This is a genomic window from Schaalia sp. ORNL0103 (assembly GCF_019429565.1).
Classification (GTDB): Bacteria; Actinomycetota; Actinomycetes; order Actinomycetales; family Actinomycetaceae; genus Pauljensenia.
Genome location: NZ_JAHXSA010000001.1, coordinates 405122 through 422511 on the forward strand (window position 1 = coordinate 405122; position 17390 = coordinate 422511).

The following is a 17390-nucleotide window of genomic DNA, read 5'->3' on the forward strand; positions in this document are numbered from 1 at the left end:
CCCTGGTCATGCGTCTAGGGATTGGTTGTCACGATTATGTTGCGGATGTGCGTGAGGCCCCGGTCTCGTTGGAACGAGGCCGGGGCCTGGGGTGAGCTGTGTCTGCCCTCGTGCGGTTGGTGGGAATTTACCGCATTACTTGACGAGACGGCCCAGAGCAGGGGTGGTCTGGTCGGTCATAAGCACTCGCATGCGCGCAATCGCGAGCGAGGGGTTGACCTCCAGGCCGGAGAGCATCCACTGAGCCATGTGGGCGGTGGTCGCCAGAGCGAAGTGCTGGGCGACGACGTCGCGCGCCGTGGCCGAGGCGGAGCCGGGGAGGCGGGACTCGATGAGTTCCTGAATGTGGGAGGCCAGGAACGCCCACAGGTCGTTCGCCTCGATGGTCTTCATGGCGGCCGCGGTCTCGTCGCGATGGGCGTGCATCCACGTCATGGTCGCTTCGATGGCGTCGAGCCATTCTCCCGAACTGGTGGTCAGGTGCGCTGTGACTTCCTCGCGGAAAACCCAGGCGTTGAGGTCGTTGAGGGAGTTGAAGTGGTAGTAGAACGCTTGACGGGTGACCCCGGCGGAGCGTGTCAGTGCGCTGACAGAGATCTTTGACAGCGGGGTCTGCGTCAGGGCCTGACGCAGTGCGGTGCCAAGCTTTTCGCGGGCATCAATCGGCGGAGCCATTTGTTTCCTTCCTTCGACGGTTATGGGTAAACCATATCCAGTTACGAAGAAACTATCTACTCGAAAACCGTTTGCCGGCTGTGTAACCGACCACGCTGTCAGTTTCTCATATATTGTTGACAGCGCACGCGGGGGCGCTTGTCGGCCGATGTGACAGCGCACTTCACAACAGATTTCGCGCCATGCGATGCGGGCCGGGCCTCCTCTCCCAAGTCGCGCGGTCGTGACACAATGTTCGTGTGATGAAGTCCTATCGAGACGAGGCGATCGTCCTGCGCACCCACAAGCTGGGTGAAGCGGATCGCATCATCACGCTTCTCACCGCTGAGCATGGGCAGGTGCGCGCCGTGGCCAAGGGAGTGCGCAAGACGACCTCAAAGTTCGGCGCACGCGTCGAGCCCTTCTCTGTCATCGATGCCCAGCTCCATCGAGGCCGCACTCTCGATACCCTCACCCAGGTCGCCTCGATCGCCCAATACGGCGATGCTATTGCCGCCAACTACGACCTCTATCTCGCGGCCACCGTCGTCGTCGAAACCGCCGAGCGCCTCACCGCGGACGCGCACGATGGCACCCACTCCCAATACCTGCTCCTCCTCGGCGCCCTCAATGCCCTGGCGCGAGGCCGACACGACCCGACCCTCATTCGCACGTCCTACACGCTGCGTGCCCTCGCTCTCGCCGGATGGGCGCCCTCCTGCTTTGACTGCGCCGTGTGCGGCACCCAGGGACCGCACACCTCGTTCTCCATCCCCGACGGTGGCACCGTCTGCGATACCTGCCGACCGCCGGGCGCGTCCTCACCCGCGCCCGACACGGTGGCCCTCCTCGGTCAGCTGCTCAGCGGCGACTGGGAGCGGGCCGACCGATGCGAACCCTACGCGCGCACCGAGGCCTCGGGCCTCATCTCCTCGTACACTCAATGGCATCTGGAACGTCGCCTGCGCTCGCTGAGCGTCATCGATAGGAGTCACCCATGACGGACCTGCGACCCACCCCCATGGACCGCGCACCGAACGACCCCACTGCGCCGCTGCTCGGCCCCGGCCAGTGGCACTGCGAGGCACCGGTCTTTCGTAAGGGTGAGGTGCCCGCGCACATCGCCCTCATCATGGATGGAAACGGGCGCTGGGCCAATAGCCGAGGCCTGGCGCGCACCGAGGGGCACCGGGCGGGGGAGTACGCCCTCATGGACACGATCGCCGGCGCGATCGACGCGGGCGTGCGCTACCTGAGCGTCTACACCTTCTCCACCGAGAATTGGAAGCGCTCGCCTGCCGAGGTCTCCTTCATCATGAACTACGCGTCCGACGTGCTCGCGCGGCGCACCGACCAGCTCGCCCAGTGGGGCGTGCACGTGCGGTGGAGTGGGCGCCGGCCCAAGCTGTGGAAGAGCGTTATCAACGCGCTGGAGAAGGCTGATCGGGCAACCTCGCACTGTAAGACTCTCGACCTGATCATGTGCGTGAACTACGGTGGTCGGGCCGAGCTGGCGGACGCCGCGCGCTCCATTGCCGAAGACGTCGCGGCGGGGCGCCTGAGCCCGCGCGGTGTCACCGAAAAGACGCTCTCGCGTCACCTCTACCTACCCGACGTGCCCGACGTCGACCTCATGATCCGCACGTCGGGGGAGCAGCGCCTGTCCAACTACCTGCTGTGGCAGATGGCGTATGCGGAAATGATGTTCGTCGACACCCCCTGGCCCGCGTTCGACCGTGAGGAGCTGTGGGGATGCCTGGAGGAGTTCGCGGGGCGTGACCGCCGTTTCGGCGGTGCGGTCGACCGCGTCGCGCAGTCCTAGGCGTTGTCCGTAGCCAGTGCTGCGTCGACCGCGCGGCGCTTACGGCGGCCCCACGCGATCTTTGCGGCGATCAGCGCGATGATGAGGGCGAGGCCCGCCCAGCCCCAGGGGGAACCGGCGATCGCTCGGATCGCTGCAGCAAAAACGGCGAGCGTGCCGAGGCCGTACAGCAAAGCCCACAGAACGCACCCCGGGATCATTGCAATCGTGTAGGTGCTCCAGCGCATGCGCACGAGGCCCGCGCCCGCGTTGATCGCCGTCTGGATGCCCACCGTCAGGAAGCACAGGGGAATGGCGATGATGCCCCACTTGTCCAGCATGGCCGCACCCTTGCGGGGAACCGGGCCATCGAACCAGCGGGCCATGGCGCCCAAAAACCCCTGTCGTCCTGCCGCCAGGACTGCGCCGGAGGCGGCGCCGCGAGCCAGCCAGTAGGTCGCCTGCGCGCGGAAGAATACGACCACAAAAAGGAAGACGAAGAGCCAGATGCCCTCGCGTGCAAAGGCGGGGACCATGGAGTCGATTCCGGCGGCGAACATGACACTCCCAGACTGAGGCTAACCAAACGAAGCCTATCCTAACCTACGGAAGAGGCCTGGGAAAGCGTCGTCGGCCTCCCAGGCCTCGTCGTGACTGATACAGCCTCAGTGGGTCAGTTCTTCGACTGGCACGAGCTGCACACCCCGAAGAGCTCGAGGGAATGCTCGACATCTCCAAATCCGTGCGCCGTTGCGACCGAATCCACCCACGACTCGATCTGCGACTGCTCGATCTCCTCGGTGAAACCACACTTGCGGCACACCAGGTGATGATGGTGATGGTGTGTCGTGCACGAGCGGTACAGGGCCTCGCCGTCGGAGGAGCGCAGCGTGTCGACGCGGCCGTCATCCGCGAGGCTCTGGAGCGAGCGGTACACGGTCGCCAGACCCACGCGCTGCCCCTGGACGTGCAGGTCCTCGAAGATCTGCTGGGCGCTGCGGAAGTCGCTGACACGGGTCAGCTCATCGAGGACCGCCTGACGCTGCTTCGTCATGCGCTGCATGGTGTTCCCTCCGTCATGATGCGTCTGCGTGAGCGAGGTGTTCGCGCTCCGGATGCTGGTTGTGGCCGCGGGCTGCGCGAAGCCTGCGCACCCTGCGGATACGGTCCACAATAGCCCGGATCGTAAATCCGATCGCGTACAGACAGATTGCGCCGACAACGATGGTCGCACCGGGCGACAGGTCAACGAAGTACGTCAGGGATAGACCACACGTGCAGATGATGACGCCGAGAGCCATCGCGATGCCCATCGTGGAGCGGAACGAGCGCGCTCCGAGCTGTGCGATTGCCACGGGGATGACCATCAGTGCGCTGACCAGCAGCGAGCCGACGACTCGCATCGCGACGGCCACAGTTAGTGCTGACAGTATTGCGATGAGCAGGGACAGCGTGCGTACGGGCAGCCCCGTCGAGCGGGCGAAGTCCTCGTCGTTGGTCACCGAGAAGAGAGCGGGGGCCAGGCCTACGCCGAGCGCCACGATCGCGACCCCGAGGAGCGTGATCAGCGTAATGTCGCTCCACCGCACGGTCGAGATAGAACCGAAGAGGTAGGAGTTCAGCTGCGCGGATGTGCCGCCCGCCAGGCCGATCAGCAGGACGCCGCCGGCGATGCCGCCGTAGAACAGCATGGCCAGGGCCGTATCGCCGGACGTTCGACCGCTCTGGCGCACCAGCTCGATCGTGATCGCACCCAGCAGGGAGATGATGACCGCTCCGGGGACTGCCCACGAGTCGGCGGGGCTCACGTTTGCGAACGTGCCCGCCAGCCAGCCCAGCGCGACGCCGGTCAGAGAGATATGGCCGATGCCGTCGCCGAGCATTGCCAGGCGCCGATGGACCAGGTAGGTGCCGATGATTGGGGCAGTGAGGCCCACGATCAGGGCAGCGAGCAGTGAACGCTGCATCATCGGCGAGGACAGGAGGGTAGTCAGTGCGTCAATCATGCGTCGCTCCCGTCTAGATTCCGCTCACGAGGCCGCGGTCGCCCGTTGCAGGCCCCGCCTCGATCTCGGGGTGGCAGTGGTCCCCGCCGCCGTGATGCTGTTCGTGATCGTCCTCGATGTGGGGTGGGCCATCGTAGGAGACGTGACCCGCGCTGATGTGCAGCTCGCGGTCCAGGAGCGGGCCGAGCTCGCCCAGCTCGTGCAGGACGATGAGGATCGTGGTCCCCTCCGCCTTGGCCTCGGCGACGATCTGTGCGAGGCGCGCTCGCGATGTCGCGTCGATTCCGGCCATCGGCTCGTCCATGATGAGCAGCTCGGGGCGTCGCACGAGGGCGCGCGCGATGAGGACGCGCTGTGCCTGCCCGCCCGAGAGGATGTTGAGCGGGGAGTGGGCGCGGTGGGCCATGCCGACGCGTTCGAGGGCGGCCAGAGCCTTCGCAGTGTCGCCCGGCAGTGCCCACAGGCGACGAGGCCCGAGCAGGCCGGATCGCACGACCTCGATCGCGCTGGCGCTAATCGCGCCGCCCGAGGAGATGCGCTGGGGTACGTAGCCGATCTTGTTCCATGGCACGCGGCGGCGAGTGGAAATAGAGCGACCGAAGAGCTGGGCATCACCGCTTGTGATGGGTGCGGTGCCCAGCAGGGCCTTCAGGGTCGTGGACTTGCCCGATCCGTTCGAGCCCGTGATCGCCACGGTCTGGCCGGCGGGGATATCGAGCGAGATCCCGTGGAGGATCAGGTCTGTATCCCAGGCCACGTGCAGGTTGTCGAGACGCACGACGGCGGTCGCCTCCGCGAAGGGGGCTCCCGCCGTCGTGGGGTTGTCAGTCGTTGTCACTGGCAGTCGAGGGCTTTCGTCAGGGCGTCAATGTTGGAGTTCATCGTCGCGGCGTAGTCCTTGGATGCGTCGGTCTGGGACTCGATCGGGTCCAGGACGGCCGTCGTGATGCCGAGGTCGTCGGCCAGGGTCTGAGCAACCTTGGGGTCGATCAGGGCCTCGGTGAAGATCGTCGTCACGCCCTGCTCCTTGGCGATCTGGGCGATTTCAGCCAGGCGCGCGGGGGAGGGGGAGGACTCGGGGTCGAGGCCGGAGATGCCGACCTGGGTCAGGCCCGTGCGGTCCGCCAGGTAACCGAAGGCGGTGTGGGCGGTGACGAAGGTCTTGACCTTGCAGCTCGAGGTCTTGGTGACCAGGGTGTCGCTCAGGGTGTTGAGCTCCTCGGCCAGGGCCTTTGCGTTCGCCTTGTAGACGTCGGCGTGGGCGGAGTCAGCCTCGGCGAGCTTGTCGCCCACCAGGGTCGCGGCATGCGCCATGCGGGTGGGATCCAGCCAGAAGTGCGGGTCCGCGCTCATGTCGTGGTGGTGCTCGTGGCCCTCGTGGTCGTGACCTTCGTGGTCGTGGCCCTCATGATCATGGTCGTGGGCTTCGGTCTCGCCGGACTGGGCCTCGTCGGTGGCCTCTTCCTCCTCCTCGGAGGGGTGGTTGGCGTCGGTGCCGGCCTCAATCAGATCGGCTGCGGGGGAGACGTCGATGACGGTCTTGGGGGCCTGCTGCTCGATGGCCTCGTCAACGGCGCTCTGGAAGCCCGCGAGGTAGACGACCGCGTCCGCGGAGGACAGGGAGTCGACCATCTTGGGTGAGAGCTCGAGGTCGTGCGGCTCGGCGCCTTCCGGGGTCAGAGAGGTGACGGAAACGTGTTCTCCGCCGATCTTCTCAGCCAGGTACTGCAGGGGGTAGAACGAGGCCATGACGGTCAGTTTGCCGTCCTTGGAGGAGCTATCTCCGGACGTGGCCGTGGAGGTGCAGGCGGACAGGGCGAGCGCTGTAGCAGCCGCGCATGCGGCAGCAAGGATTCTCTTCGACATGAAAATGATTCTCTTTGAAATTGAGAATCTTTGTCAAGTCAATCTCGGTGCCCGGACCGCCGTGATCTGGGGAGTTATCGGACGTGTCCCGTTGAGCTCCGCACGATCAAATCGGGCGAAAAGACGTAATCGGCGTGTGCAGGAGCGTAGTCGGCTGTGTTCAATGCCTCGAAGAGGGCACGCACGGCGGATGCGACGATCGACTGCACGGGCTGGTGAATCGTCGTGAGTCCTGGATCCAGGTGGCTCATGAGGAACGTGTCATCGAAACCGATGACCGAGACGTCGCCCGGGACCGACAGGCCGAGCGATGAGATCGTGCGGATGGCGCCGAGGGCCTGCAGGTCGGAACCCGTGATGATTGCCGTCACGCCGCGCTCCAGGAGGGCGTGCGTGTAGGCGGCCGCAGCCTCGTACGTGTAGAAAGTTTCTTCGATGATGGGGGAGTGGTCCCCGATCAGCTCGCCCATGACCTGCGTGAATGCCTCGGCCTTGCGCAGGGCCGGGACGATGTGCGTACGGCCGGTGAGAAGTGCGATTCGTGTGTGGCCCAGCTCGTGCAGGTGAGTGACCGCGGCGCGAATACCGAGGGAGTCCCCGGTGGAAAAGTCGGGGGCCGGGACCTCCGGGCGTGCGCCGTTGATCGTGACGAAGGGGATGCCGCGTGCGGCGACGTCGTGGTAGGGGGAGAGATCGGACAGGAGGTCCGCATGCCTGCCGGAGACAAAGATGAGCCCGCTGACGCGGTGATCAATAAGTGAGGAGAGGTGGTCGAACTCGGACGTCGCGCCCGGCGTCTGCGTGCGAATGAGGGCGATGCCGCCCGCGCGCGAAATCTCCTCCTGGAGGTGGTGTGCGAAGGAGGCGAAGATCGGGTTCGTGAGTTCGGGCACGATAACGCCGATCGTCGGAGTGCTGGGCGTGTGCTCGCTGGGTGGACGGTCGTAGCCCAGCTCATCGATTGCCGTCAGGACCCTGCGGCGCGTGTCTTCGGAGACCTGGCCGACGCCGTTGAAAACGCGTGAAACAGTTGCGGTCGATACGCCCGCATGGGCCGCAATGTCGGCCATGCTTGTACGATTTTTGGTCATCGGCTCAACTCTCCTTTGGGCGTCCGAGTGCAGCTGTTTCCCTATAAATGTAACAGCTTGCACACAATTGCGAAAATTGTTGCAGAAACAAAATCCGACGTATTACAGTGACCATGTAGCAGGTCGCTGATGGAGGCGACCCGCCTGACCAACACAGGAGTAATAATGCGACGTGGCATCGCAGCGCTCGGCGTCCTCGCGGCGGCTACCGCCCTGGCCGCCTGCAACAACGGCACGACACCTTCCTCGACCTCCTCAGACAGCGCGAACACCGACGCTGTGGCGACCCTGACGATCTGGGCGGACGACACCCGCTTCTCCCAGGTTGAGAGCCTCGCCGAGAACTTCACCACCAACACCGGTGTGAAGGTCAACGTCGTGCAGAAGTCTGAATCCGACATGGACACCGAGTTCACCACCCAGGTGCCTACCGGCAATGGCCCCGACCTGATCGTCATGGCCCACGACAAGCTCGGCGCGCTCGTCGCTAACGGTGTCGTCGCCCCCGTGGACCTGGGTGAGGCCAAGTCCAACTTTGCTGACGTCGCCGTCAAGGCCGTCACCTACAACGGCCAGACCTACGGCGTTCCCTACGCCGTCGAGTCCGTTGCCCTGGTGCGCAACAACGCCCTCACCAAGGACGAGCCCAAGACCTACGACGACATGATCGCCTCCGGCAAGACCACCGGCGTCCAGTACCCCTTCATCATCCAGATGGGCGACAAGGGCGACCCGTACCACTTCTACGGCTTCCAGACCTCCTTCGGCGCCCCCGTCTTCAACACCAACGCTGACGGCGAGTACACCTCCGAGCTGGCCATGGGTGGCTCCGGCGGCACCGACTTCGCAAACTGGCTCAAGGCTCAGGCTGACGCGGGCGTGCTCTCCCCGTCCATCACGGGTGACATCGCCAAGCAGGCCTTCCTCGATGGCAAGGCCGCCTACACGGTGACCGGCCCCTGGAACGTCGCTGCCTTCCGCGAGGCTGGCATGGACGTCTCCGTCCTGTCGGTCCCCTCCGCCGGCTCCCAGGCTGCGCAGCCCTTCGTTGGTGTCCAGATGTTCTACCAGAGCGCCAAGTCCGCCAACCCGGTCGCTGCCAAGCAGTTCTTCAACTACCTGGCCACCCCCGAGGCTCAGGAAGAGATGCAGAAGCTCGGCGGTCGCGCCTCCGCGATGCCTTCGGTTGCCGACAAGTCGGATGACCAGGACATCAAGGACTTCGCGAAGGTCGCCGAGTCCGGCGCTCTCGCCCCCGCGATCCCCGCGATGGGTTCCGTCTGGAACTTCTGGGGCCAGACCGAGGCCAACATCGTGAGTGGCACCGAGACCCCGGCCGAAGGCTGGGCGACCATGATCACCAACATCAACAACGCGATCGCCTCCAAGTGATCGAACCCGCCGGTTGCATAGCGACTGGCACCCCGCTCGCCTGAGGCGAGCACCCAGCCTCGCACCCGCCCGCGTCCCACGCGGCGGGCGGGTGCGAGGCCCACAATACGCTCGCGCCGCGCTGCGGTGCACTCGCACCTCCGGGTGCTTTCCGACCCGCCGCCAGGCGGGTATCGTCGCAATGACGCGCAAACTGCGCACGTGTGGAGGACACGATGTCTGAGCCAGCGAAGGCTGCAGAAAAGAAAAAAGAGGCGCGCATTGCCTCTCACGCTAGCGAAGTGACCAGGCCCGGTTTCTTCGTCAAACTTGTCCTGATGATGCTCATCGATGCCCTGGGGATCTACGGCATGTTCACCGCTTACCTGGTGAAGTCCTGGACGGTTCTCGCCGTCCTCGCCGTCCTGCTTCTCGCGGTCAACTGGGTGTATTTCTCCAAGCGGACTATTCCCGCGAAGTACCTCGTTCCCGGCATGGTCTTCCTGCTCATCTACCAGGTCTTCGTCATGGGGTACACGGGCTACGTGTCCTTCACGAACTACGGCCAGGGCCACAACTCCAGCAAGGATGACGCCGTCGCCTCGATCCTGCAGGCCTCTGAGCAGCGTGCCGAGGGTGCGCCGAGCCTCCCCGCCGCTGTCGTTGAGGACAGCAGCGGCCTCGGGCTTGCGGTGGTCGACACCGCGACGGGCGCGATCCGCGTGGGCGACTCCGAGACCCCGCTGCACGAGGTGTCCGGCACCTACGCGGCCGGCGTCATCAGCGCGGTCGACGGTTACAAGGTCCTGACGCTGGCGGATATTCTCAAGCCCGAGGTGCAGCAGAAGGTCTCTGCCATCAAGGTTCCGGTCTCCGACAATCCGAACGACGGCAGCTACCGCAGTGACGATGGGTCAACCGCCTACCTGGCCAAGTCCCGCTACAACTACGACGAGGCCGCCGACACCCTGACCGACACGACGACCGGCGTCGTCTACAAGGCCAACAATAAGATCGGCGCATTCGTTGACGCGGACGGCAATCAGGTCGACCCGGGCTGGCGCGTGTTCGTCGGCTTCGACAACTACATGAACATGTTCGCCCGCGGCGACCTGGCCGGCCCCTTCCTGAAGGCCCTGCTGTGGTCCTTCGTTTTCGCCGCGGTCTCGGTCCTGTCGACCTTCGCGCTCGGCCTGATCCTGGGCCTCGTGTTCGCAGACAAGCGCATCAAGGGTCGTAAGATCTACCAGTCCCTCATGATCCTGCCCTACGCCTTCCCGGCCTTCCTGGCCACCCTGGTGTGGAAGGGCATGCTCAACACGGACTTTGGCTTGATCAACCAGGTGTTCCTCGGCGGCGTGAAAATCCCGTGGCTGACGGACGGATTGCTGGCGAAGTTCTCGATCTTGGGCGTGAACCTGTGGCTGGGCTTCCCCTACATGTTCCTCGTGTGCCTGGGTGCCCTGCAGTCCCTGCCGGGTGACGTCGAAGAGGCCGCGAAGATCGACGGTGCCTCCGGCCTGCGTACCGTCTGGTCCATCAAGCTGCCGCTCGTGCTGCAGTCGACCGTTCCGCTGCTGATCGCCTCCTTCGCGTTCAACTTCAACAACTTCTCGCTCATCTACATGCTGACCGGCGGCGGCCCGAACTACCCGGGCTTGGATGTCGGCCAGACTGACATCCTGATCTCGATGGTCTACAAGATCGCGATCGAGTCGGGTTCCCCGAACTACGGCCTGGCCTCGGCCATGTCTATCGTCATCTTCATCGTCGTGGGCGTGATCGCGTGGCTCGGTTTCCGCCAGACGAAGACCCTTGAGGAGCTGTGATGCGCAGTAATACAACAGTGGCCAATCAAGACCGCGCTGCCGCCTCTAGGAACGGTGCGATGCCTCCCAAATACCGTTCGTCGTCCATGAGTGTTGACCGCTGGTTGCAAGAGGTCGGCTGGCGCCACCTCGTCGGCGTCCTGATGATCATCTACTGCCTGGTCCCGCTGCTCTACGTCCTGTCGGTGTCCCTGAACCCCGGTGCGACGCTCACCGGCTCGACCAAGCTCTTCTCCGCGTTTTCCTTCGAGAACTTCCTGGCGCTGGGCTCCGGCAAGTACTCTGCGTACTGGTCGTGGGTCTTGAACTCCCTCATCGTGTCGACCACGACCGCTGTGGGTACCGTCCTCATGGGTGCTGCTGCCGCCTACGCGTTCAGCCGCTTCCGCTTCAAGGGGCGCCGCGCGACCCTGACCGGCCTGCTGCTGGTGCAGATGTTCCCGCAGATGCTTGCCTTCGTGGCCCTGTACCTGCTGCTCCTGGGAATCCAGGACATCTTCCCGGTCCTCGGCCTGAACTCCAAGCTCGGCCTGATCTGCGTCTACCTCGGTGGCGCGCTTGGCTCGAACACCTTCCTGCTCTACGGATTCTTCAACTCGATCCCGCGTTCGCTGGATGAAGCGGCCATGATCGACGGCGCGACGCACGCCCAGACCTTCTGGACGATCATCATGCCGCTGGTCCGCCCCGTCCTGGCGGTCGTCGGCCTGCTGAGCTTCATCTCCTCGCTCGGCGACTTCGTGATCGCGAAGGTCGTCTTGCAGGATCAGAGCCAGTTCACCCTCGCTGTCGGCATGTACATGTGGGCGGCTGATGAGCGCACCGCCCCGTGGGGTATCTTCGCGGCCGGCTCCGTCATCGCGGCCATCCCGGTGATCCTGCTGTTCCAGTACCTGCAGAAGTACATCGTCTCCGGCCTGACCGCCGGCGGCGTCAAGGAGTAAGCGCTTCCGCGCCCTCCTGCCCAGCCCCGGCCTCGTCCCCTATCCCCGTGGGACGAGGCCGGGGCTGTTTCTGGGTGCGGCAGCTGAAGTGCGGTCGGATGTGAGTAATCCCGGTATCGCGGGCATCGTTCCCCGACAATGTCGCACGTAATTCCCATGTAAACCTTTCAAATATTCAAATCAAATCCTTGGAATTGCAACGTTTATATGGCGTACTTGAAAGTTCGTGTGGCCGAATTACGTGCGACTTTTGGGGCCGGGGGAGAGGGGTGCCTCGGGGTTGTGTGGTGTGAGCGCTTGACAGGATAGTTGGTTATATGGTTCATTAGTCATGTAATGAACCACTGAAGCTGAAGGGAGGACTTGCGCATGGCACCCACGTTCGTCTCGGGGATCCCGATCTACGTGCAGATCGCCGACGACATTCGCGCGCAGATCCTGCGCGGCACCCTGCGTGCCGGGGACCAGCTCACTTCCACCACGGAGTACTCCGCGACCTACCGCATCAACCCGGCCACCGTCGGCAAGGCCTTCGCGATCCTCGTCGACGAGGGCCTCGTCGAAAAGCGACGCGGCATCGGCATGTTCGTCGCCGAAGGCGCACAGCACGCGCTCGTGGCCGACGGGCTCGCATCCTACGTGGAGGAGACCCTGAACCCCGCCGTCGAAGCGGGCCTGGCCCTGGGCCTCGACATCGACGCCATCATCGACCACGTCCGCGCGTACAGCGCCGACACGACCGCCAAGGACAACTCATGATCACCCTCACCTCCATTAGTCACACGTATCCGGGAGAGAACGAGGCGGCGCTGCGCGACATCTCGCTCACCCTTGGGGACGCCACCGTCACCGCCCTCGTCGGCCCCAATGGCTCGGGAAAGACGACGCTCATGCAGATCCTTGGTGGCCTGATGGCCCCCACCTCGGGGAGCATCTCAATCGATGGTGCGCAGGCCAGCGATGACGACCTGCTCACCGGATCGATCATCGCTTCCTCCGCACGCGACTTCGACGAGCTGTATAGCCAGTCTCTCGTCGCCTACGCGCGTCTGCGTCCCACCTGGGATGAGCAGCTCTTCGCCCACTACGCCGAGCGCTTCGACCTGCGCATTAACCGCAAGTACGTGCGCAAGCTCTCCGGCGGACAGGCCGCGATTCTCTCCGCCTCGATTGCGCTGGCCTCGGGCGCGCCCCTCACGCTCCTTGATGAGATCCAGGCGCCCCTGGACGTGCCCACGCGCTACGCCCTCTACGAGGAGATCCTCGCTCTGGCGGGGGATGTTATGGAAGGAAAGCGCCCCCAGCGACGCTTCCTCATCTCCTCGCACATGGTCTCCGAACTCGAAAAGGTCGCCGAAGACGTCATCGTCTTGAAGAAGAGCGCGCTCCTCGCTCACGAGACCATCGACGACTTCACCTGCCGAGTCTCAGCTCTGACCGGCCATGCCTCCGACGTTGAGGGTTTTCTCGCCGCCCACCCGGACCTCGCCCTCATCGCGAGCCGCGAGCTCGGCTCCATGCGAGAGATCGTCGTGGACCTGCGCGGTAGCGCCGTCGGCGACACTGAGCTTGCCTCGCACTCCCTGACCGCTTCGCCCTGTTCCTTCCAGGACGCCTTCGCCTACCTCATCCAGGAGAACGACCAATGAGCACCGCAACCACCGTCTCCCGCACCCCCAGCGCATGGCGCCTCGGCATGGTCAACATCAAGCCTGCCGTCATCAGCTGCCTTGCAACCGTCTTCGCGCAGTTTGCGCTCAACGCACTCATCGCCATCGTCTTCCACGCAAGCAACGATAGGGCCCCGGAGAACGTCAGCCTGGTAGCCCTTAACGCAGCTTTCATCATGGGCATCTTCCTCGTCGTCGCAGGGATCAACCAGGCGATCTCGTACATGCGTGCAGGGGCGCTGAGTGGAGCGCCGCGCCGCACCCTGGCGCTCGCGAGCTACGTCATCTCCGCCGTGTTCATCGCCCTGGGCAGCGTCATCTGGTGGGTGCTCATCCTGATCCAGCCGTACCTGTTCTTCCTGCCGAAAACCGTCTACACCCCCGGCGTCGACACCTGGTTGCTCGTCGTGGTCTTTTGGATCACCTGTGATGCCGCGGGTCGGCTCGGTGCGAACGTGTTTCGGCACCGTGGCGGGGGATGGGGAGTCGCCATCGCGTGTTTCGTGGGCGCAGTTACCGTCGCCGTCCCGGCTGCCTGGCTGTCGCTGACCCTCATTCACAAGGCCGGAGTCACCGGTCCCATGCACCCGTCCTTCTGGCTCATGGGAATCATCCCCCTCGCGGTTGTGATCGCCAACTGGCGCCTGACCCTCACGGGAAGGATCCGCCGCCTCAACTGAACGATAGCTGCACCGGGGAACATGACCCCTCGACCCAGCCCCGGCCTCGTTCCCGCTTGAACTGCGCCCCGAAAGTTGGACGCGTTTAATGGTAGCCGTTATGCGGCTTCCTGTAGGGCCTGATCCCGGTATTCTGCCGGGGTCAGGCCCTTGAGCTTTACTTGGCGTCTTACTGTGTTCCAGTGTGTGATGTAGGCGTCGAGGTCGGCTTTGAAGCTCTCGAAGGTTGGCCAGTCTTGGCCGCGAAAGAATTCGTCCTTGATGTGTCCGAAGACCTGCTCGGTGGCGCCGTTGTCGATGCAGTTGCCTTTGCGTGACATGCTCTGGATGAAACCGTTATCGGCGAGCGCACTGATGTAGGCCTCGTGCTGGTACTGCCATCCCATGTCCGAGTGCAAGATCGGCTCAGCTCCTGCGGGCTTGGCATCCATGAGTATCTGGAGCATCTCTTGTTGCTGGGCGAGGTTGGGGCACAGAGAGATGGAGTAGGCGACAATCTCTTTGCTGGCAAAGTCGTAGACCGGAGCGAGGTAGGCCTTACCGAAGGAGAGCTTGAACTCGGTGACATCGGTACCCAATTTCTGCCAAGGGCCATCGGCTGTGAAGTCGCGGCCGATGATGTTCTTGAAGCTTTGCCCCACGTCCCCCTTGTAGGAGTTGTACCTGTGATAGGCCCTCTCGCGGCGTATGCCGCAGCGCAGCCCCATCTCGCGCATCATCTTCAAGACCGTCTTATCGGCGATGCGTTCCCCTGCCTCAGCGCGTAGGCACATGGCGATCTGCCTGTGACCGCACCCGTTGGGGGTTCGTGAAAAGATCTGGGCGACCTTGGGACGTAGCTGCGCCCGGGTCACGCCCTTGGGGTGAGCCAGCGCGTAGTAGTAGCTCGACCTGGCAAGACCGGCGGCCTTGAGGAGATCACCCACCGCATGTCCGCGCCCTGAAAGCTCGGCGACCACTAGGGCTTTGTCCCGGTTTGGGAGCGCCTCTGCGCCTTCAGGGCAATCGATTTTTTTAGGTACGCCACCTGCGCCTCGAGCTTGCGCACGCGCTCGGCGAGTTCCTCCTCACGCGTTGGTGGCACCGCCCGCACCGACCCCTTCGGCCTGCCCTTGGGCTTGGGCTTGAGCGCCTGCACGCCGCCCTCGCGGTACAGCCTGCACCACTGCTTCAACGGTGTCGCGCTCGCAATACCGAAACGCACCATCGCCTCAGGCTTACTCATCCCACCGTCAACCACGGCCCTCGCTGCGGCGACCTTGGTCTCATAGTCGTATTTGGCCCGCTTTACTCCCATGGCAAGAAGCCCGCCCCTCCCGATCACGCGGTACATCTTCTGCCACTCTCTCACAGTCTCGGCAGACACACCAAGCCTCCTGGCGGTCAAACCATAGCCACATCCCCTCTCAAACATCTCCACCGCCTGCTCCCGAAGCAAACGATCATGCCTCAACCCCAGATCCACAGACACGAAAAGCCTCCCATTCCCTGGACTTCAATTTCGATGTCCAAGAAACGGGAGGCAGTTCAGCTTCATCCAGGGACGAGGCCGGGGCTGTTTTATGCATTCGGGCGCGGACGACTGTCGTTGAGTGTCGGTGAATTGTCTGTGTGCGCCCTGCAATTTCGCACGTAATTCGATGATGAAACATTCAATCATGTGTTGAAAATGGCGGAATTTCAACGATCTGATTTCAAACTATGAAATAGGTTAGGGGGAATTACGTGCGACTTTTGGGGCTGGGTGAGTGGCGGGCTGGCTCACACGGATCCGGATAGGTTACGACGATGTGGATAGGTTACGACGATGTGGATAGGTTACGACGATGTGGATAGGTTATTGACATCTGGATAGGTTAATAACCTATCCGGATCTGCGTAACCTATCCGCGAGCGTGGCGGTGGAGAGAGACGCACAGCCCAGCCAGGACTCCAAGCGCGCACCTGTGGTGGGATCCATGAGCGAGCAAGGGCTCGGAGGCGCCCGAAACAGTAGTTATCGACTAGTATCGATGGCGACACGACAGCCAGTCGTGCCCCAATTACTCAAGGAGTGACAAGTGGCTAAGGGACCCTCCCGCCTCGACAACGTGATCAGCCTGGCCAAGCGCCGCGGCTTCGTCTTCCCCTGCGGTGACATCTACGGTGGCACCCGCTCCGCGTGGGACTACGGCCCGCTCGGCGTGGAACTGAAGGAAAACATCAAGCGCGCCTGGTGGAACGCCATGGTCCGCCGCCGCGCCGACGTCGTCGGCCTCGACTCCTCCGTCATCCTCCCGCGCGAAGTGTGGGTCGCCTCCGGCCACGTCAAGGCCTTCACCGACCCGCTCATCGAGTGCCTCAACTGCCACAAGCGCGCCCGCCAGGACCAGCTCATCGAAGAGCTCGCCGAAAAGAAGGGCGTCGAAGAGTCCTCCCTGAGCAACGCCGACATCGCGTGCCCCAACTGTGGCGTGCGCGGCCAGTGGACCGAGCCCCGCGCCTTCTCCGGCCTGCTCAAGACCTACCTCGGCCCCGTCGATGACGAGGCCGGCCTGCACTACCTGCGCCCCGAGACCGCCCAGGGCATCTTCGTCAACTACGCGAACGTCATGAACGCCGCGCGCAAGAAGCCGCCGTTCGGCATCGGCCAGATCGGCAAGTCCTTCCGCAACGAGATCACGCCCGGTAACTTCATCTTCCGTACCCGCGAGTTCGAGCAGATGGAACTCGAGTTCTTCTGCGAGCCCGGCACCGATGAGGAATGGCACCAGTACTGGATCGACTACCGCAAGGCCTGGTACGTCGACCTGGGCATCGACCCGGAGAACCTGCGCGAGTACGAGCACCCGCAGGAGAAGCTCTCGCACTACTCCAAGCGAACCGTCGACCTGGAATACCGCTTCGGCTTCCAGGGCAGCGAGTGGGGCGAGCTCGAAGGCATCGCCAACCGCACCGACTACGACCTGACCGTCCACTCCGAGGCCTCCGGCGCGAAGCTCGACTACTTCGACCCGAACACCAAGGAACGCTGGACCCCCTACGTCATCGAGCCCTCGGCCGGCCTGACCCGTTCCCTCATGGCCTTCCTCATCGAGGCCTACCACGAGGACGAGGCCCCCAACGCCAAGGGCGGCGTCGACAAGCGCGTCGTGCTCAAGCTGGACCCGCGCCTGGCCCCCGTCAAGGCCGCTGTCCTGCCCCTGTCCCGCAAGCCCGAACTGACCGGCCCCGCCCAGGAGCTGGCCGACGAGCTGCGCGGCATCTGGAACGTCGACTACGACGACGCCGGCGCCGTTGGCCGCCGCTACCGTCGCCAGGACGAGATCGGCACGCCCTTCTGCATCACCTACGACTTCGACTCGATCGAGGACCACGCCGTCACCATCCGTGAGCGTGACACGATGGAGCAGGTGCGCATCCCGCTCGACAAGGTCAAGTCGTACCTGATCGAACGCCTGGGCTGCTGACTTGCAGATAGCCTCAACATCCGCAGCGG

18 protein-coding genes are annotated in these 17390 nt (G+C 63.9%); 9 read left to right on the plus strand and 9 right to left on the minus strand.

Features of this window, described 5'->3' with window-relative positions:
- Positions 1 to 135 precede the first annotated feature (135 nt).
- On the minus strand, positions 136 to 675 hold the full coding sequence (locus JJJ16_RS01800) for a TetR/AcrR family transcriptional regulator (RefSeq protein ID WP_219751157.1): 540 nt from the start codon (positions 673 to 675) through the stop codon (positions 136 to 138).
- A 242-nt stretch (positions 676 to 917) separates the two neighbouring features.
- On the opposite strand from JJJ16_RS01800, the gene recO reads away from it, so the two are divergent.
- On the plus strand, positions 918 to 1655 hold the full coding sequence (recO, locus tag JJJ16_RS01805; RefSeq protein WP_003794791.1) for a DNA repair protein RecO: 738 nt from the start codon (positions 918 to 920) through the stop codon (positions 1653 to 1655).
- On the plus strand, positions 1652 to 2476 hold the full coding sequence (locus JJJ16_RS01810; RefSeq protein ID WP_219751158.1) for an isoprenyl transferase: 825 nt from the start codon (positions 1652 to 1654) through the stop codon (positions 2474 to 2476). Before recO ends, JJJ16_RS01810 begins: the two co-directional genes overlap by 4 nt.
- Here the strand turns inward: JJJ16_RS01810 and JJJ16_RS01815 are convergent.
- From JJJ16_RS01815 to JJJ16_RS01840, 6 genes are all read right to left on the minus strand, one after another.
- Positions 2473 to 3015 (minus strand): hypothetical protein, encoded by a 543-nt coding sequence (locus tag JJJ16_RS01815; RefSeq protein ID WP_219751159.1) that lies wholly within the window; start codon positions 3013 to 3015, stop codon positions 2473 to 2475. The two genes, JJJ16_RS01810 and JJJ16_RS01815, sit on opposite strands and share 4 nt — an antisense overlap.
- Positions 3016 to 3128: 113 nt before the next feature.
- Positions 3129 to 3518: a Fur family transcriptional regulator gene (locus JJJ16_RS01820; protein ID WP_219751160.1), complete on the minus strand. Its 390-nt coding sequence runs from the start codon at positions 3516 to 3518 to the stop codon at positions 3129 to 3131.
- A gap of 13 nt (positions 3519 to 3531) precedes the next feature.
- The gene (locus JJJ16_RS01825; RefSeq protein ID WP_219751161.1) at positions 3532 to 4461 is read right to left on the minus strand and encodes a metal ABC transporter permease; all 930 of its coding nucleotides are present in this window, start codon (positions 4459 to 4461) and stop codon (positions 3532 to 3534) included.
- A 13-nt stretch (positions 4462 to 4474) separates the two neighbouring features.
- Positions 4475 to 5299 (minus strand): metal ABC transporter ATP-binding protein, encoded by an 825-nt coding sequence (locus tag JJJ16_RS01830; RefSeq protein ID WP_219751162.1) that lies wholly within the window; start codon positions 5297 to 5299, stop codon positions 4475 to 4477.
- Positions 5296 to 6327, minus strand: a complete 1032-nt coding sequence (locus JJJ16_RS01835) for a metal ABC transporter substrate-binding protein (protein ID WP_219751163.1) — start codon at positions 6325 to 6327, stop codon at positions 5296 to 5298. The genes JJJ16_RS01830 and JJJ16_RS01835 overlap by 4 nt, the downstream gene beginning before the upstream one ends.
- Positions 6328 to 6401: 74 nt before the next feature.
- Complete coding sequence (locus JJJ16_RS01840; RefSeq protein WP_219751164.1) at positions 6402 to 7418, minus strand: LacI family DNA-binding transcriptional regulator; 1017 nt, start codon at positions 7416 to 7418, stop codon at positions 6402 to 6404.
- Between the two features lie 165 nt (positions 7419 to 7583).
- On the opposite strand from JJJ16_RS01840, the gene JJJ16_RS01845 reads away from it, so the two are divergent.
- From JJJ16_RS01845 to JJJ16_RS01870, 6 genes are all read left to right on the plus strand, one after another.
- Positions 7584 to 8810: a maltose ABC transporter substrate-binding protein gene (locus JJJ16_RS01845; RefSeq protein WP_219751165.1), complete on the plus strand. Its 1227-nt coding sequence runs from the start codon at positions 7584 to 7586 to the stop codon at positions 8808 to 8810.
- A gap of 215 nt (positions 8811 to 9025) precedes the next feature.
- Complete coding sequence (locus tag JJJ16_RS01850; RefSeq protein WP_219751166.1) at positions 9026 to 10618, plus strand: ABC transporter permease subunit; 1593 nt, start codon at positions 9026 to 9028, stop codon at positions 10616 to 10618.
- A gap of 59 nt (positions 10619 to 10677) precedes the next feature.
- On the plus strand, positions 10678 to 11562 hold the full coding sequence (locus JJJ16_RS01855; RefSeq protein ID WP_219751167.1) for a sugar ABC transporter permease: 885 nt from the start codon (positions 10678 to 10680) through the stop codon (positions 11560 to 11562).
- Between the two features lie 369 nt (positions 11563 to 11931).
- Entirely contained in the window at positions 11932 to 12321 is a 390-nt protein-coding gene (locus JJJ16_RS01860) for a GntR family transcriptional regulator (RefSeq protein ID WP_219751168.1), read from the plus strand.
- The gene (locus JJJ16_RS01865; RefSeq protein ID WP_219751169.1) at positions 12318 to 13211 is read left to right on the plus strand and encodes an ABC transporter ATP-binding protein; all 894 of its coding nucleotides are present in this window, start codon (positions 12318 to 12320) and stop codon (positions 13209 to 13211) included. The genes JJJ16_RS01860 and JJJ16_RS01865 overlap by 4 nt, the downstream gene beginning before the upstream one ends.
- Positions 13208 to 13912, plus strand: a complete 705-nt coding sequence (locus JJJ16_RS01870; protein WP_219751170.1) for a hypothetical protein — start codon at positions 13208 to 13210, stop codon at positions 13910 to 13912. The genes JJJ16_RS01865 and JJJ16_RS01870 overlap by 4 nt, the downstream gene beginning before the upstream one ends.
- Positions 13913 to 14010: 98 nt before the next feature.
- Here the strand turns inward: JJJ16_RS01870 and JJJ16_RS01875 are convergent, their stop codons facing one another.
- Positions 14011 to 14838, minus strand: coding sequence for an IS3 family transposase (locus tag JJJ16_RS01875; RefSeq protein ID WP_318836513.1), 828 nt, complete (start codon positions 14836 to 14838; stop codon positions 14011 to 14013).
- A 32-nt stretch (positions 14839 to 14870) separates the two neighbouring features.
- Positions 14871 to 15383 carry a helix-turn-helix domain-containing protein gene (locus JJJ16_RS01880; RefSeq protein ID WP_219751171.1) on the minus strand — a complete coding sequence of 171 codons (513 nt, stop codon included), beginning with the start codon at positions 15381 to 15383 and terminating at the stop codon, positions 14871 to 14873.
- Positions 15384 to 15972: 589 nt separating this feature from the next.
- On the opposite strand from JJJ16_RS01880, the gene JJJ16_RS01885 reads away from it, so the two are divergent.
- On the plus strand, positions 15973 to 17361 hold the full coding sequence (locus JJJ16_RS01885; RefSeq protein WP_007589590.1) for a glycine--tRNA ligase: 1389 nt from the start codon (positions 15973 to 15975) through the stop codon (positions 17359 to 17361).
- The last annotated feature ends 29 nt before the right edge of the window (positions 17362 to 17390 follow it).

Coding starts and splice junctions, on each gene's coding strand:
- JJJ16_RS01800 (WP_219751157.1), bottom strand. CDS start 675: ATGGCTCCGCCGATTGATGCCCGCGAAAAGCTTGGCACCGCACTGCGT.
- recO (WP_003794791.1), top strand. CDS start 918: ATGAAGTCCTATCGAGACGAGGCGATCGTCCTGCGCACCCACAAGCTG.
- JJJ16_RS01810 (WP_219751158.1), top strand. CDS start 1,652: ATGACGGACCTGCGACCCACCCCCATGGACCGCGCACCGAACGACCCC.
- JJJ16_RS01815 (WP_219751159.1), bottom strand. CDS start 3,015: ATGTTCGCCGCCGGAATCGACTCCATGGTCCCCGCCTTTGCACGCGAG.
- JJJ16_RS01820 (WP_219751160.1), bottom strand. CDS start 3,518: ATGCAGCGCATGACGAAGCAGCGTCAGGCGGTCCTCGATGAGCTGACC.
- JJJ16_RS01825 (WP_219751161.1), bottom strand. CDS start 4,461: ATGATTGACGCACTGACTACCCTCCTGTCCTCGCCGATGATGCAGCGT.
- JJJ16_RS01835 (WP_219751163.1), bottom strand. CDS start 6,327: ATGTCGAAGAGAATCCTTGCTGCCGCATGCGCGGCTGCTACAGCGCTC.
- JJJ16_RS01840 (WP_219751164.1), bottom strand. CDS start 7,418: ATGACCAAAAATCGTACAAGCATGGCCGACATTGCGGCCCATGCGGGC.
- JJJ16_RS01845 (WP_219751165.1), top strand. CDS start 7,584: ATGCGACGTGGCATCGCAGCGCTCGGCGTCCTCGCGGCGGCTACCGCC.
- JJJ16_RS01850 (WP_219751166.1), top strand. CDS start 9,026: ATGTCTGAGCCAGCGAAGGCTGCAGAAAAGAAAAAAGAGGCGCGCATT.
- JJJ16_RS01855 (WP_219751167.1), top strand. CDS start 10,678: ATGCCTCCCAAATACCGTTCGTCGTCCATGAGTGTTGACCGCTGGTTG.
- JJJ16_RS01860 (WP_219751168.1), top strand. CDS start 11,932: ATGGCACCCACGTTCGTCTCGGGGATCCCGATCTACGTGCAGATCGCC.
- JJJ16_RS01865 (WP_219751169.1), top strand. CDS start 12,318: ATGATCACCCTCACCTCCATTAGTCACACGTATCCGGGAGAGAACGAG.
- JJJ16_RS01870 (WP_219751170.1), top strand. CDS start 13,208: ATGAGCACCGCAACCACCGTCTCCCGCACCCCCAGCGCATGGCGCCTC.